The organism is Brevibacterium sp. FME17, assembly GCF_014897515.1.
Taxonomy (GTDB): Bacteria; Actinomycetota; Actinomycetes; order Actinomycetales; family Brevibacteriaceae; genus Brevibacterium.
Genome location: NZ_JABUYD010000020.1, coordinates 41,981 through 56,307, shown reverse-complemented (window position 1 = coordinate 56,307; position 14,327 = coordinate 41,981). Strand labels below are relative to the sequence as shown.

11 protein-coding genes are annotated in these 14,327 nt (G+C 61.9%); all 11 read left to right on the top strand.

Annotation, left to right across the window (positions count from 1 at the left end; all coding sequences use genetic code 11):
• Nucleotides 1-62: 62 nt before the first annotated feature.
• Nucleotides 63-3,347 (top strand): DNA polymerase III subunit gamma and tau, encoded by a 3,285-nt coding sequence (locus INT40_RS15965; RefSeq protein ID WP_193072007.1) that lies wholly within the window; start codon nucleotides 63-65, stop codon nucleotides 3,345-3,347.
• Nucleotides 3,344-3,949 (top strand): recombination mediator RecR, encoded by a 606-nt coding sequence (gene recR, locus INT40_RS15960; protein WP_101570751.1) that lies wholly within the window; start codon nucleotides 3,344-3,346, stop codon nucleotides 3,947-3,949. The genes INT40_RS15965 and recR overlap by 4 nt, the downstream gene beginning before the upstream one ends.
• A 225-nt stretch (nucleotides 3,950-4,174) precedes the next feature.
• Complete coding sequence (locus INT40_RS15955; protein WP_193072008.1) at nucleotides 4,175-4,861, top strand: DUF2975 domain-containing protein; 687 nt, start codon at nucleotides 4,175-4,177, stop codon at nucleotides 4,859-4,861.
• Nucleotides 4,861-5,094, top strand: a complete 234-nt coding sequence (locus INT40_RS15950) for a helix-turn-helix domain-containing protein (protein WP_193072009.1) — start codon at nucleotides 4,861-4,863, stop codon at nucleotides 5,092-5,094. Before INT40_RS15955 ends, INT40_RS15950 begins: the two co-directional genes overlap by 1 nt.
• Nucleotides 5,095-5,362: 268 nt before the next feature.
• On the top strand, nucleotides 5,363-6,691 hold the full coding sequence (locus tag INT40_RS15945) for an aspartate kinase (protein WP_101570747.1): 1,329 nt from the start codon (nucleotides 5,363-5,365) through the stop codon (nucleotides 6,689-6,691).
• Nucleotides 6,688-7,740, top strand: coding sequence for an aspartate-semialdehyde dehydrogenase (locus INT40_RS15940; RefSeq protein ID WP_193072010.1), 1,053 nt, complete (start codon nucleotides 6,688-6,690; stop codon nucleotides 7,738-7,740). Before INT40_RS15945 ends, INT40_RS15940 begins: the two co-directional genes overlap by 4 nt.
• 269 nt (nucleotides 7,741-8,009) lie before the next feature.
• A complete protein-coding gene (locus INT40_RS15935; protein ID WP_193072011.1) occupies nucleotides 8,010-9,038 on the top strand; it encodes a metal ABC transporter solute-binding protein, Zn/Mn family in 1,029 nt (342 codons plus the stop codon).
• A 2-nt stretch (nucleotides 9,039-9,040) separates the two neighbouring features.
• The gene (locus tag INT40_RS15930; RefSeq protein WP_193072012.1) at nucleotides 9,041-9,910 is read left to right on the top strand and encodes a metal ABC transporter ATP-binding protein; all 870 of its coding nucleotides are present in this window, start codon (nucleotides 9,041-9,043) and stop codon (nucleotides 9,908-9,910) included.
• A complete protein-coding gene (locus tag INT40_RS15925) occupies nucleotides 9,910-10,821 on the top strand; it encodes a metal ABC transporter permease (protein WP_193072013.1) in 912 nt (303 codons plus the stop codon). Before INT40_RS15930 ends, INT40_RS15925 begins: the two co-directional genes overlap by 1 nt.
• A gap of 53 nt (nucleotides 10,822-10,874) precedes the next feature.
• Entirely contained in the window at nucleotides 10,875-11,831 is a 957-nt protein-coding gene (locus INT40_RS15920) for a metallophosphoesterase (RefSeq protein ID WP_101570737.1), read from the top strand.
• A gap of 55 nt (nucleotides 11,832-11,886) precedes the next feature.
• Nucleotides 11,887-14,226, top strand: coding sequence for a transglycosylase domain-containing protein (locus tag INT40_RS15915; RefSeq protein WP_101570736.1), 2,340 nt, complete (start codon nucleotides 11,887-11,889; stop codon nucleotides 14,224-14,226).
• Nucleotides 14,227-14,327: the final 101 nt, after the last annotated feature.

Sequence of the window (14,327 nt, the reverse complement as noted above, 5' to 3'; positions counted from 1 at the left end):
TCACGATGGCGACGAGGAACGGGTGCGTGTGTCGTGTCAGCCGTTGGCATTAGGCTAAGCATGTGTCCACCGCACTGTACAGAAGATACCGCCCAGAGACCTTCGATGAGGTCATCGGTCAAGAGCATGTGACCGATCCGCTCAAGGCCGCGATCGAACGTGGCCGCATCAACCATGCCTACCTGTTCTCCGGCCCCCGAGGGTGTGGCAAGACCACCTCGGCACGGATCCTGGCGAGGTGTCTCAACTGTGCCAAGGGGCCGACTCCGGTGCCCTGTGGTGAGTGCCCGAGCTGTGAGGACCTGGCCAACGGCGGCCCGGGTTCGCTCGACGTCGTGGAGATCGACGCAGCCAGCCACAACGGCGTCGACGATGCCCGCGACCTGCGTGAGCGCGCGATCTATGCCCCGGCCCGTGATCGGTACAAGGTCTTCATCCTCGATGAGGCCCATATGGTGACCTCGCAGGGCTTCAACGCGCTGCTCAAGATCGTCGAAGAGCCGCCGCCTCACATCAAGTTCATCTTCGCGACGACCGAGCCTGAGAAGGTCATCGGCACAATCCGCTCGCGAACCCATCACTACCCGTTCCGCCTGGTCCCGCCCGAGGCTTTGGGCAACTACATGGAAGACCTGTGCAACCGCGAAGGTGTGCAGGTTGCCAAGGGTGTGCTGCCGCTCGTCGTGCGCGCCGGCGGCGGATCCGTGCGTGACACCCTGTCCGTGCTCGACCAGCTCATCGCCGGTTCGGGTCCCGACGGCGTCGACTACGCCGGAGCCATCGCGCTCCTGGGGTACACACCTGACTCCCTGCTCAGTGACATCGTCGATGCCTTCTCCGCCGGCGACGGCGGCGGTGTCTACCGTGCCGTCGAGCGGGTCATCGAATCGGGACAGGACCCGCGTCGCTTCGTCGAGGATCTGCTCGAACGCATGCGCGACCTCATCGTCATCAATGCTGCCCCCGAGGCGGCTCATGCCTTCTTGCCGGAGGTCCCTCCGGACCGCCTCGAGCGACTGACCCTGCAGGCCAGAGGTTTCGGCCAGGGAGAGCTCTCTCGAGCGGCGGACCTGCTCAACCAGGGCCTGACCGAAATGTCAGGAGCAACCTCGCCGAGGCTGCAGCTCGAGCTGATCTGTGCGCGCATCCTTCTGCCCGGCTCGGGTCGCAGTCGCGACGCCGTGCTCAGCCGTGTCGAACGGATGGAACGCCGCATCGGCATGTCCGCTTCGGGAACGGCCGCGAACATTCCCCCTGCCCCGCAAGAGGGAGCAGCTCAGCCGGATGTCGGTGTCCAGCAGCGAGAAGCCGCACCACAGACGGCAGTCGCTCCGCAGGCCGGAGCTGTCCCACAGGATGCAGGGCAGAACGCCACAGCGCAGCCGAATTCGGGGCAGCCAGCGCAAAGTCAGGGGCAGTCAGCGCCGAGTCAGGCGCCTGCGGCGCAGTCCTCGAGTCCAGCACCGCGCGATGATTTCGACGACCTTGCCGAGATGGCTGCCGCTGCGGAATCCATGCTCAACGAGCCACCGGCCTCGACTCCCGCGGACAGTCCTCAGGAATCTTCGGAATCTCGGCCGTCCGTCCCCGAGGAAGAGCCTCGCGAACAGCCCGTGGCCGAGCCTGCGCCTCAGGAGCAGACTTCGCGGCCTCCTGCACCAGCGAGCCAGGCTACCCAGCCTCCGGTTACTCAGCCTCCGTCTGAACAGGCCCGAACGCCTCAGCCCCAGAATGAGCAGGAGACGAACGGGCCGTCTGAACAGTCGGCGTCAGAAGCAGACTCTGCTTCGGAGACTGGAACTGTGGCTGGTGCCGGAAACATCGGTGGCGAAATCGAAGCGATTCGACGGGCCTGGCCGAGCATCCTTGCCGCCGTCGAGAAACGCAGCCGCCTGACCAGGGCGATCATTGCTGCGAATGCAATCCCGCAGTCGTACTCCGATGGTGTTGTCTACCTCGGATTCAACAACGCGGGTTCGGTTCAGGGCTTCCAGCAGAGAGACCACGCAGCGAAACTGGCGATGGCGATCAACGATGTCCTCGGCATTCAGGCGCGCATCGACATCGGCGATGTCGGTCGCATCGGCGGAAGTTCGAGTCAGACGGGTGCCGGAGGCGGAACCAGCGGCAAGGGTGCCTCGGTGCCGACTGTGAACGAGACCACCGGCAACCGGGGGCCAGCCCCCGCGCAGAGACGACCCAGTCCGCAGGAAGTGGCCGCGGTCGTCGGTACTCGCGAGGTCGACAAGCCACAGGTCGATCACGAGAAATTCTGGGAGACCAGCGGTTCACCTCAGGGCCCATGGTCCGATGACGACGAGGAGGGAGAACCGCCGGCGACACATGAGGCACCACCGTCACCGACTGGCTCCGAACCCGATCGATCGGCGGAAACACCCAGCGACGCCAACGACGCTCCGGCAGGAGCGCCTGCTTCGGCCGACGAATTCACACCGGATGCCTATCAGGCCTCGGACAGTGCTGCTGGGCCGGCCTCGGACAGTGCTGCCATGCCAGACACCCCATCGTCCACGCGCGAAGAGCCAGCGGCGTCCGCTGACCCAGTGTCGGAAGAGTCAGCCCCGGACTCGGATATCGTCGTACCCGATCTCTCTGACGATGATTTCTTCAGCGGACCCTCCGACTACGCAACGGATGAGCAATCGGACTCGCCGACGCAGACTACGTCCCAAGCACCCACTGTCGCGCAAGCGGCATCGGAAGCGCCGATGGAGTACGTGCAGCCACAGTGGGAGGAACCGACCTGGCACGATGGACCAAGCGACGGGCCAAGCAATGGGGCACCGAACCTCGGCGAGTCCCCAGACCGTGAAGCTCAGTCGCCAGATCCAAGCGACGAGGCCACGAGTGCGGGGTCGGGTGCTGTGGAAGTCGGGGCACTGGTTGTGCCTCCACCGGAAGATGATGATCTCGACTTCCTCGGTGACTACGCGGATGCGGATATGGGATTGTCGGATTCTGCGGCACAGCCACCCGAACAGTCACAGCCTCAGGTACCGCCACCACAGGCTGCACGACCGCAGGGACATGGGGGTGCGAAGCCATTCAAATCCCGGTTCGCTGCTCTTGCCGAGAAGCACGGCGGCAGCACACCACAGCCCCAGGCCGCCTCGGGAGGGAACGGATACCCGCAGAATGCGGACGGTTCGTTGACTGGAAACGCGGCGATTGACGCCGACGCGGATGCCCAACCCCAGGCCTCCGGCTCCGACGAGGACGAGTATGATCCGGAGACGGACCTTGACATCTCCGAGGCCCCACAGATCGGAGTGGCTGTGATCGCACGAGTCCTCGGCGGCGAAATCATTGATGAAAGAGAAGTATGAGCGCGGTTTACGAAGGTGCCCTGCAGGACCTGGTCGAGGAATTCGGCAAACTTCCGGGCATCGGCCCGAAGTCTGCGCAGAGGCTGGCGTTCCACATTCTCCAGTCCGAATCGGCCGATGTCAGCGCCCTGGCCCAGGCTCTGACCGATGTGAAGAAGCGCGTGCGTTTCTGCGATATCTGCGGCAACGTCTCTGAGGAGACTGAGTGCACAGTCTGCCAGGATCCGCGCCGCGATCGTTCGATGATCTGCGTCGTCGAAGAACCGAAGGACGTCGTCGCCATCGAGCGCACTCGCGAATACAGGGGGCTCTATCACGTCCTCGGCGGCGCGATCGACCCCATGGCAGGAGTCGGTCCCGACAACCTGCGCATCAAGGAACTGATGCCGCGTCTGCAAAACGGCGAAGTCAAGGAATGTGTCATCGCCACCGACCCCAACCTCGAGGGCGAAGCCACGGCCACTTACCTTGTGCGGCTGCTCAACTCGCTAGGTGTGACTGTGACGCGGCTGGCCTCGGGACTGCCGGTCGGCGGCGACCTCGAATACGCCGATGAGGTCACTTTGGGCCGCGCGTTCTCCGGCCGTCGCGAAATGGACTGAGCTGACTCCAGAGCCCCGCCTCTGCTGATCGTTTTCCTGTCGTCAGGGAGCGTCTCCTTCTGTCATTGATCGTTCGAGCCCCGTCCTTGACGCCATATCGATTATCGTGAAATATATTGTTTATCGATATATCGACTAGCGATAACTATTTGCAAATCGATGCGGTGGATTCGGGCCGACGGTTCGGAGGTCCACAGAGGTTTGCCGAAGAGACAAGGCAGGATCATGACACAGGAAAACGGAGGCGACGAACCGCCCGAGGAACCAGACGATACCGTCATCGGAAACCCCAAGGGCGGGATGAAGCGGGGAGACAGCGCTGCCGAGCGGAAGGCCTTGGGGTCGGGTTACGAACTCTGGGTCGGGATGGCGATCAGTTTCTACGTGATCTATGCCGTGACAGAGTTGATTGCCGATCTGGTCCATCGGCAAATCAAGCTGCCGCTCGAATTCGAATCCGAGACTGTGGCGGCACTGGACTTCCCCGGAGCCACTGCAACACTGAGCGGCCTGACTCAGATCACTGCGTCGACGACCGATCTCGCCACCGAGGCGATAGTCTTTCTCCTCGTCGCGAAGATCGGCCTCATTCTCGGACTCCTCGCCGGCGCGATAACGATTGTGCCGGTGATCAGGGATATCGCCAAAGGCGATCCATTTACCACCCGCTCGATTAAGGCGCTGGGGGTTCTCGAATGGTGCATCGCCAGCGGATGGCTGGTGTATTTCATCGCTATGGTTCTCGGTAGCAACCTGGTTTCTCGTGATCTCGATATCGCCAAGGATGTCGGCCCTGGTATATCAACTGTGCAGGCCTTCATTGTGATGGGAATACTCGGCGGACTTGAGCTTCTGCGCCGCTGCTTCAAGTCGGGGCAGAAGGCCCAGGAAGAGCTCGAGGGACTCGTCTGATGGTCGAGGAATTCGAATCGCTGCACGTCGTCTGTCATCTTGACTCACTGCTGACACAGAGAGGGCTCAGCCTCACCGAGTTGTCGAAGCTCGTCGACGTGTCCTTAGCCAACTTATCGGTGCTCAAGAACAACCGCGCCAAAGCCATCAGATACTCCACGCTCATCGCACTGTGCCAAGTGCTGGATTGTCAGCCTGGCGACCTTTTCACCGTCAACGTCAGACCCGAATGAGACGAGCAGGCTGCATCATCGGCGCCCACCCGAGATCGCCGAAAGCGCGGGGATTTCGGCTGATCCGCCACGTGAATCTTGAGGACCTGAGCGGTGTCTGAATGATGGGCGAAGGTGAAGTGAAGCGGCTGACCTCATACAATGGTCGAGGTGCCGGAGAGCCGACACGGCTGAAATCCTGATCGATGCAAGCACGAGGCAACCATGTTTGGAATCATGGAATCGATCGCCCGGCACGGAACTTATCAGCGATAAGGAAGAGACTGCAGTGAGCATAGTCGTCCAGAAGTTTGGCGGGTCCTCGGTAGCCGATGCGGAATCGGTGAAGCGGGTGGCCAAGCGAATTGTCGAGAACCGTCAGGCCGGTCACGAAGTTGTTGTCGTGGTGTCGGCCATGGGAGACAGCACCGACGATCTCATCGACTTGGCCCAACAGGTCTCTCCGATGCCCCCAGCCCGTGAACTCGACATGCTGCTCACTGCAGGTGAGCGCATCTCCATGGCAGTACTGGCCATGGCGATTGCCAACCTCGGCGAGGAAGCACAGTCATTCACCGGTTCGCAGGCCGGTGTGATCACCGATGAGCAGTTCGGCAAAGCGCGCATCATCGACGTCACGCCAGGTCGCATCCGCTCGGCACTCGATCAGGGATATGTCGCCATCGTGGCCGGGTTCCAGGGGGTCAGCCAGACAGCGAAGAACATCACCACACTGGGACGCGGCGGATCGGATACAACTGCGGTTGCCCTTGCGGCGGCATTGGGTGCCGACGTGTGTGAGATCTACACCGACGTCGACGGTGTCTTCACCGCCGACCCCCGCATCGTGCCGAGCGCACACAAGATCGATGAGATCGGTTACGAGGAGATGATGGAGATGGCGGCCTCGGGCGCCAAGGTCCTCATGCTACGGTGCGTCGAATACGCCCGCCGCTACAACGTGCCGGTGCACGTGCGGTCCTCATTCTCACGAAATCAAGGCACCTGGGTGACCGACTCACCCATTCCTGAAGCCTTCCGGCCGGCAAAGGGATCGAAGGCCCCGGCACCAGCGGTATCAGAAACGGAGTCCAACATGGAACAGGCAATCATTTCCGGAGTCGCCCATGATCGCTCGGAAGCCAAGGTCACGATCGTCGGCGTTCCCGACGTTCCCGGCAAGGCCGCCGAGATCTTCACCACCATGGCCACCACGGAGATCAACATCGACATGATCGTCCAGAACATCTCCACGCGCGAGCCCGGCAAGACGGACATCTCCTTCACCCTGCCGATGGATGACGGCGCCAAGGCGCTCGAAGCCCTGGACGCGGTGAAGGCCTCGATCGGCTTCGACCAGGTGCGCTACGACGACCAGATCGGCAAGCTCTCCGTCGTCGGTGCGGGCATGCGCTCTCACCCCGGCGTGACCGCCATCCTGTTCGAGGCCCTGAGCAACGCCCAGGTCAACATCGACATGATCTCCACTTCGGAGATCCGCATCAGCGTCGTCACACGAGCAGACATCCTCGACGACGCCGTCCGTGCCGCGCATGCCGCGTACGGACTCGACAGTGAAGACGACGAAGCAGTGGTTTACGGAGGTACCGGACGATGAGCGTTAATATCGGAGTTATCGGAGCAACAGGCCAGGTAGGCGGCGTCATGCTTGACCTGCTGGCAGACAATCCTGGATTCGAGATCAACAGCCTGAGGCTCTTCGCCTCGGCGAGGTCAGCGGGCAAGGTCATCGAGTTCAACGGTGAGAAGATCACCGTCGAAGATGCCGCCGAGGCGGACCCCAGCGGGCTCGACATCGCATTGTTCTCCGCCGGTGGAGCCACATCCCGTGCCCAGGCGGAGCGATTCGCGGCAGTGGGCGCCATCGTCGTCGATAACTCTTCGGCCTGGCGCTCGGACCCTGACGTTCCCTTGGTCGTCAGCGAGGTCAACCCGGAGGCCCTCGACACACTACCCAAGGGCATCATCGCCAACCCGAACTGCACCACGATGGCCGCAATGCCGGTCCTCAAGGCGCTCGATTCCGTCGCTGGCCTCCAGCGACTCATCGTCAGCACCTACCAGGCAGTGTCCGGTTCAGGCGTGAGCGGAGTCGAGGAACTTGCCGGTCAGCTCGAGGCCGGCGTCGCCGACTCCCGCAAGCTAGCTCGCGACGGCAGTGCCGTGAACCTGCCTGCCCCGGACAACTACGTCGAACCAATCGCGTTCAACGTTCTGCCCATGGCCGGGTCCATTGTTGATGACGGTGAACTTGAGACCGACGAAGAGAAGAAGCTGCGCAACGAGAGCCGCAAGATCCTGGGCAAGCCCGATCTCCTCGTGGCAGGAACCTGCGTGCGCGTTCCCGTGTTCACAGGACACAGCCTGAGCATCCACGCGGAGTTCGACTCCGAGATCACCCCTGCCCAGGCCACGGAAGTGCTCACCGAGGCGCCCGGGGTCGAGCTTGATGATGTGCCCACACCGCTGAAGGCGGCAGGCAAGGATTCAAGCTTCGTGGGCCGTATCCGCGCCGACCAGTCTGCCCCGGCAGGCAAGGGTCTCGTCCTGTTCGTTGCCAACGACAACCTGCGCAAGGGTGCTGCTCTGAACACGGTTCAGATCGCGGCGCTGCTGGCGAAGAAGGTCGAGTCACAGGCGGCCTGAGCTCTGAGCTGAAACGAACCGCCCGGGAGCCGATGCTCCCGGGCGGTTCGACGTTGCGCGGCCCGGTGCGCAGCTGGCGATCAACGCGGAGTCGGAATTCATCGTCGCCGGCGACGATCTTTTCGAGATCGGCGTTGATCGACCCCCGACAGCGGTACACATAAACAAGTTGCTATATATAAATATTTATATTAGTGGTGAGCCTTCGGGCTGAGTAATGTGAACGTCGTTGACATACCGATCTTCGCTCACTCTCTGAAAGGCACTTCATGCGCTCTTCCCTACTCGGCATCATGTCCGGGGCTATCGCTCTGAGCACTGTTGCCGCACTGAGCGGGTGCGGAGGGCAGGCCTCTGGGTCCACAGAGCTCTCGGTCGTCGCCTCAACCAACGTCTACGCCGACATCGTGTCCCAGGTGGCGGGCGACTTCGCGAAGGTGAGTGCAGTCATCGACGATCCTAATCAGGATCCGCACTCCTATGAGGCGACGACACATGACCGGCTGATGTTGTCGAAGTCCGATCTGGTCGTCCAGAACGGCGGCGGCTATGACTCGTTCATGACCACGATGCTTGAAGCATCCGACGTCGAGGTCGACACCATCGACACAGTCTCGATCTCCGGACTGCCCGGTTCTGAAGGTGTCGGCAACGAATCGCATGAGCACGGTGATGAGGAAGCCAGCGGTGGCGGCCACGTCCATGATCATGGCGAAGAAGAAGGCCACGATCATGGCGACGAAGGCCACGATCACGCACACGGGGAGTTCAACGAACATCTCTGGTATTCGGTCCCCACGATGACGAAGCTGGTTGACGAGGTCGCGACCCACCTCGGCGAGGCGGATCCCGAACACAAGGATGACTTCGCAGCCAACGCAGACGACTACACGAAGACGCTGGAGAAACTGCAGTCACAGATCGATGACGCTCGGGACCAGCATGAGGGTGATGAGGTTGCGACCACTGAGCCCGTGCCGCTGTGGCTGTTTGCGGACATGGGACTGAAGAACATCACCTCCGATGAGTTCCTCGAAGCCGTGGAGGAGGGCAATGATGTGCCGCCGCTGGTTCTGAAGAAGGCCGAGGAACAGATCTCATCTGGTGACGCGTTGCTGCTTGGGTACAATACTCAGGCGGCAGGTCCACAGGCAGAGCAGCTGAAATCCACGGCTGAGGAATCCGATGTTCCGGTCGTCGACCTCGGTGAGACGATGCCGGCCGGTGCGCATTATGCGGCTTGGATGGGCGACTACATCACCGAAATCTCCACTGCGCTCGAAGGACATGAACACTGAGAATGGCCCTTGATCACGACGTTTCTCCCCAGCGAACCGCAGGTGCCGAGCACCCACCGGTGATCCGACTGCGCGATGCCGAGCTGCGGTTCGGAGAGCGTGTGCTCTGGCACGACCTCGACCTCGATGTCTCACCGGGGGAGTTCGTAGCGGTGTTGGGCCCGAACGGGACAGGAAAGACCTCGCTTCTCAAGGTGCTGCTGGGCCAGCATGCGCTGTCCACCGGCTCGGCCGAGGTCAACGGCAGGCACGTCCACGCGGGAAACTCGGCCATCGGCTACATTCCCCAGCAGCGCGGAATCGATCCGCACACCCCGATGCGCGGTCGCGATCTGGTCCGGATGGGCATCGACGGCCACCGCTGGGGGCCAGGTCGGTTCTTGAAGCGACGTCGCCAACAGGTCGATGAACTTCTTGAGTCAGTCGGTGCCTGCGATTATGCAGACGCTCCGGCCGGGACGCTTTCCGGCGGTGAGCTGCAGCGCCTGCGCGTGGCTCAAGCCCTGGCCAACGACCCTTCAGTGCTGCTGTGCGACGAACCCTTGCTGTCCTTAGATATCCATCATCAGAAGGTTGTGGCCAGCCTGCTCCATGAGCAGCGACTCAAACGCAACACTGCCGTCGTCTTCGTCACCCACGAGATCAATCCGATACTGCCCTACGTCGACCGGGTGCTCTACATCGTCGGCGGCCACTTCCTCGTCGGCACTCCCGCCGAGGTGATGACCACCAAATCGCTGACCCGGCTCTATGGTTCCCCGGTCGAGGTGGTCCGCGTGGGCGGGCGACTCATCGTCGTCGGCGGCGAAGCCGAATGCGTTGACCACCACATCCACGAGGATGAGATGAGCACGGAACGAGGTGCGATCTGATGACGGCTCAGGAGATCTTCGGCAGTCTGTTCACCTTCGAGGACTACAGCGAATTGGTGGCGCTGCTGTCCAACTCGCTCATCGCAGCCGGACTGCTCGGCGTCGTTGGGGGTCTCATCAGCGTCTTCGTGATGGCCCGCGACATTCCCTTCGCCGTCCACGGAGTCTCCGAACTCTCATTCGCCGGTGCCGCGTTCGCTCTTCTTATCGGTTTCGACGTGGTGGGCGGATCCATCATCGGCTCGATCATCGCCGCGCTCATCATCGGCGTGGGAGGGGCCAAAGCATCAGAGAAGAACGCCATCATCGGTGTGCTCATGCCCTTCGGCTTGGGCCTCGCGATCTTGTTCCTCGCTCTCTACGATGGCCGTGCCGCCAGCAAATTCGGGCTGCTGACCGGCCAGATCGTGGCAATCACGCCGGGCCAGATCATGACTCTCGTCGTGTGTTCGCTGATCGTGCTCCTCGTCCTCGTTGTGATCTGGCGGCCCCTCATGTTCGCCAGCCTCGACCCCGAGGTGGCACGTGCCAAAGGTGTGCCGGTGTCCGGGCTGACGATCGTGTTCATGCTTGTCCTCGGCCTGGCCGTGGCGTTGAGCGTGCAGGTCGTGGGCGTCCTTCTGGTGCTGGCTCTGCTCATCACTCCGGCCGCGGCGGCCACCCAGCTCTCGGCATCCCCGGTGTGGGTTCCGGTGCTCAGCGTCATCTTCGCCGTCTCGTCCTCCGTCGGTGGAATCCTCATCGCACTCGGCTCTCCGGTCGTGCCGATCAGCCCGTTCGTCACCACGATCTCCTTCCTCATCTACGTCGTCTGCCGTCTCGTTGGGCAGCGCCGGATGAAGCATCTGCATCGTCGCCGCACGGCGCGTGCCGCCGATGAGCATGAGAAGCCGGTGGCGTTCCCCAGTTGAGCCCGGTCCCAACTGGGCGAGTGCAGACCCTGAGTCCGACTAGAGTTGGACGAATGAAGAAGCGTGCACTATTCGCCGGAGCCCTCGCGATCCCCGCGGCGGCCGGCATCTGGGGTGCGGTCATCGAACCGCACCTCTTCGCCATCCGACGCCACACCCTGCCGATCCTGCCTGCCGGGGCAGAGCGCATCAAGATGCTGCACGTCTCTGATCTGCATCTGGCCCCCTGGCAGAAACACCGGGCCGCCTGGGTCAAGGCGCTGACACGCCTGGAGCCAGATATCGTCGTCAACACCGGGGACAACCTCTCTGCCGATATCGTGCCGGACGTCCTCGACGTCTTCGACGGACTCCTCGATGTTCCCGGCGTCTTCGTCCTCGGGTCCAACGACTTCTTCTCACCCACGGCCAAGAATCCAGCCAAGTACCTGCGCTCACCCTCTGAGGTGAAACACCGCGTCGAGCCCGATCTTGATGTCAAAGCGCTTATCCGCGGGTTCGAAGGCAGTGACACGCCCGCTGCGTCCCGGGGATGGCACTTCCTCGACAACGCCGAGGCGACCATGAATATCCGTGGGACCCGAATAGATTTCTGCGGGTTGGGTGACGCCCACATCGACCGCGACAGGATCCGGGTCAGCCCCGAGGAGGGGTTCAGCGACGACGTCGCCGCAAATGGCGAGAGTCTTGCGTCTCCGCGGTTTGCCGCCGAGGCGGGCGTGAAGGTGGGCGTGACCCATGCGCCGTATTCGCGCACATTGGAGGCGTTCGCCTCGGCGGGGGCCGACCTCATCATGACCGGGCACACTCACGGGGGACAGATCCGAGTGCCGTTCTGGGGTGCACCGGTAACGAACTGCGACCTCGATCGGACACGCGCGAGAGGTCTGTTTCCCTACCGGAAATCTCTCGTCGAAATATCCGCAGGATTGGGATTCTCGCCCTTCTCACCGGTGCGTTTCGCCTGCCGTCCCGAGGTCAGCCTCCTGACCTTGGTTCCCAGAGCCTGACGTTCTCAACGATTTTTGAGAATTTGCACAACTCATATTAGTTAAACTGGTTGGCATGGTGTCTCCTGAGTCAAATCCGAATCCGACCAAGGCCGGTGCGTTCCTCCAGTTCGTCGCAGTGAGTGCGGTGGCAGGAATCGTCGCAGCTGGTCTTGCCATCCCCGGAGTCGGTGTAGCTACTGCCAGCGCAAACAGTGCCGTCGAGATCTTCAACTCTCTTCCCGCGACCCTGGAGGTAGAGGATCTGGGGGAGAAATCGACGATGCTTGCCTCCGACGGGTCGGAGATTGCGGAGTTCTACTGGCAGAACCGCGTCGAGGTGCCCCTCGACAAGATCTCGAAGAACATGCAGAACGCCACGATCGCGGTCGAAGACTATCGGTACTTCGAACACGGCGGTGTCGATATCGAGGGCATCGCCCGTGCAGCGGTGCACAATATGGTGTCCTCGACGACGCAGGGCGGTTCAACGCTGACTCAGCAGTATGTGAAGAACGTGCTGGCAGAGAACGCCCATGCCAAAGAGAACAAAGAGGGCGTGTCTGCGGCCAAGGAGTCAGAGGGCACGGCCGGCTACGCACGTAAGCTGCGTGAGGCCAAGCTCGCTGTTGCAGTTGAGAAGAAGTATGAGAAGAAGGACATTCTCAATCGCTACATGAACATTAACAACTACTCCGGTTCACCTAACGCGTATGGAGTCCAGGCGGCGGCCCACAAATACTGGGGCATCGACGCGAAGGACCTGAATATTCAGCAGTCTGCGATGCTCGCCGGCATTGTGCAGAACCCTTCGGCCTTCAACCCGCAGCGGTTCCCTGACCAGGTGCTCAAACGCCGCAATACGGTGCTGGGACAGATGCTCAAATACAAGCACATCACTCAGAAGGAATACGACAAGGCGGTCAAGACCGACCTCGACCTCGACATCCACAAGACTCCCAACGGCTGTTCGGCGGCGAAGAACAACGCGGCATTCTTCTGCGACTACGTTGAAAACGTCATCAAGAACGACGACACCTTCGGCAAGACCGTTGAAGAACGCCTCGCCTTCCTGCAGCGCGGCGGACTGACGATCAAGACCAGCCTCAATCCTGACATTCAGAAGATCGCGGACAAGCAGATCAAGAGCCGTGTCCCCGTGGGCGATCCGTCCGGTGCCGGACATGCTCTGGTGACGATTGAACCGGGCACGGGCGAAGTCATCGCCATGGCCGAGAACCGCGAATACACGGTCGGTGATGTCAAAAAGAAGGATAAGAACAAGAAGACGTCCATCAACTACACCGTCGACCGGAAGCACAACGGCGGGGGCGGTTTCCAGGTCGGTTCGACGTGGAAGCCCTTCGTGCTGGCCACGTGGCTGAAATCCGGCAAGGGCCTCAACACCACAGTCAACGCCACGAAGCGTAACTTCCCAGCGAGTTCATGGAAGTACGATGGCTGCCCGAACATGGGCGGTGACTGGGACCCGAATAACGCTGGGGACGGTGAGGGCAAGGGCTCGATGACCGCGCTGGAAGCCACGAAGCACTCCGTGAATACCGGCTACGCAGCAATGGGCAACCAGCTCAACATGTGCAAGATCATGGACACAGCCATGGACCTGGGCATTCGCTACGGCAGCGGCGAGAAACTCGATTTCAAGAACAAGCAGGGATTTATTCAGGCGCTGTCACCGTCGTCGATCCTGGGTACAACAGAGACCACCCCGATCGCCATGGCAGCGGCATTCGCCGCTTTCGCCAACGAGGGTGAGTTCTGCGGTCCGAAGCCGATCACTTCGATCAAGGACCGTAACGGCAAGAGCATCGATGTGCCCGGTGAAGGCTGCAAGCGAGTCCTCGATAAGGAGGTCGCCAAGGGCGTTGCCTACGCTCTGACGCAGACGTTCAACGGAGGCACCACAAGTCAGCTGAAGATCGGCGTTCCGGCGGGAGCCAAGACTGGTACTACGAACTTCGATGTCGGACACACCTGGCTGCTTGGCTTCACCAAGACACTGTCGACCGCCGTGTGGACCGGTGACCCCGTGGGCACTCGCGACTGGCGGACTAACGGTCAGGGTGCGGTCCGCGGCTTCGTCTACGGTGCCACGATCTCCGGTAAGACCTGGCAGGCATATATGAGCCAGGCTGTGAAGGAGACCAAGGGCAACACCGGTTTCCCCAAGCCGAGCGGTAAGTACATGGGCGGTGGAGGCTCCGGCGGCGGAGGTGGCACCGGCGGCGGTGGCACCGGCAGCCAGAACGGTGGCGGCGGCAACGGCGGCGGTGGAACCGGCGGCGGTGGCGGCGGCAGCAACAACGGCGGAGGCGGCACCGGTGGCGGAGGAGACGGCGGTAACGGCGGCGGTGGCGGCGACGAGGACGAAGCACCGGGCCTCGGCGGCAACTGAGTGCCGGGCATCCTGAGAGACAACGGGGTGGGACGATCTTTACGATCGTTCCACCCCGTTCTCGTCACTGTGGGCTTTCACACTGTGGCACGGCTGGCTGT

What these genes read in the sequence shown, in the direction of transcription:
- INT40_RS15915 (WP_101570736.1), top strand. Translation starts at nt 11,887, where the DNA reads ATGGTGTCTCCTGAGTCAAATCCGAATCCGACCAAGGCCGGTGCGTTC.
- INT40_RS15950 (WP_193072009.1), top strand. Translation starts at nt 4,861, where the DNA reads ATGGTCGAGGAATTCGAATCGCTGCACGTCGTCTGTCATCTTGACTCA.
- INT40_RS15940 (WP_193072010.1), top strand. Translation starts at nt 6,688, where the DNA reads ATGAGCGTTAATATCGGAGTTATCGGAGCAACAGGCCAGGTAGGCGGC.
- INT40_RS15920 (WP_101570737.1), top strand. Translation starts at nt 10,875, where the DNA reads ATGAAGAAGCGTGCACTATTCGCCGGAGCCCTCGCGATCCCCGCGGCG.
- recR (WP_101570751.1), top strand. Translation starts at nt 3,344, where the DNA reads ATGAGCGCGGTTTACGAAGGTGCCCTGCAGGACCTGGTCGAGGAATTC.
- INT40_RS15955 (WP_193072008.1), top strand. Translation starts at nt 4,175, where the DNA reads ATGACACAGGAAAACGGAGGCGACGAACCGCCCGAGGAACCAGACGAT.
- INT40_RS15935 (WP_193072011.1), top strand. Translation starts at nt 8,010, where the DNA reads ATGCGCTCTTCCCTACTCGGCATCATGTCCGGGGCTATCGCTCTGAGC.
- INT40_RS15925 (WP_193072013.1), top strand. Translation starts at nt 9,910, where the DNA reads ATGACGGCTCAGGAGATCTTCGGCAGTCTGTTCACCTTCGAGGACTAC.
- INT40_RS15930 (WP_193072012.1), top strand. Translation starts at nt 9,041, where the DNA reads ATGGCCCTTGATCACGACGTTTCTCCCCAGCGAACCGCAGGTGCCGAG.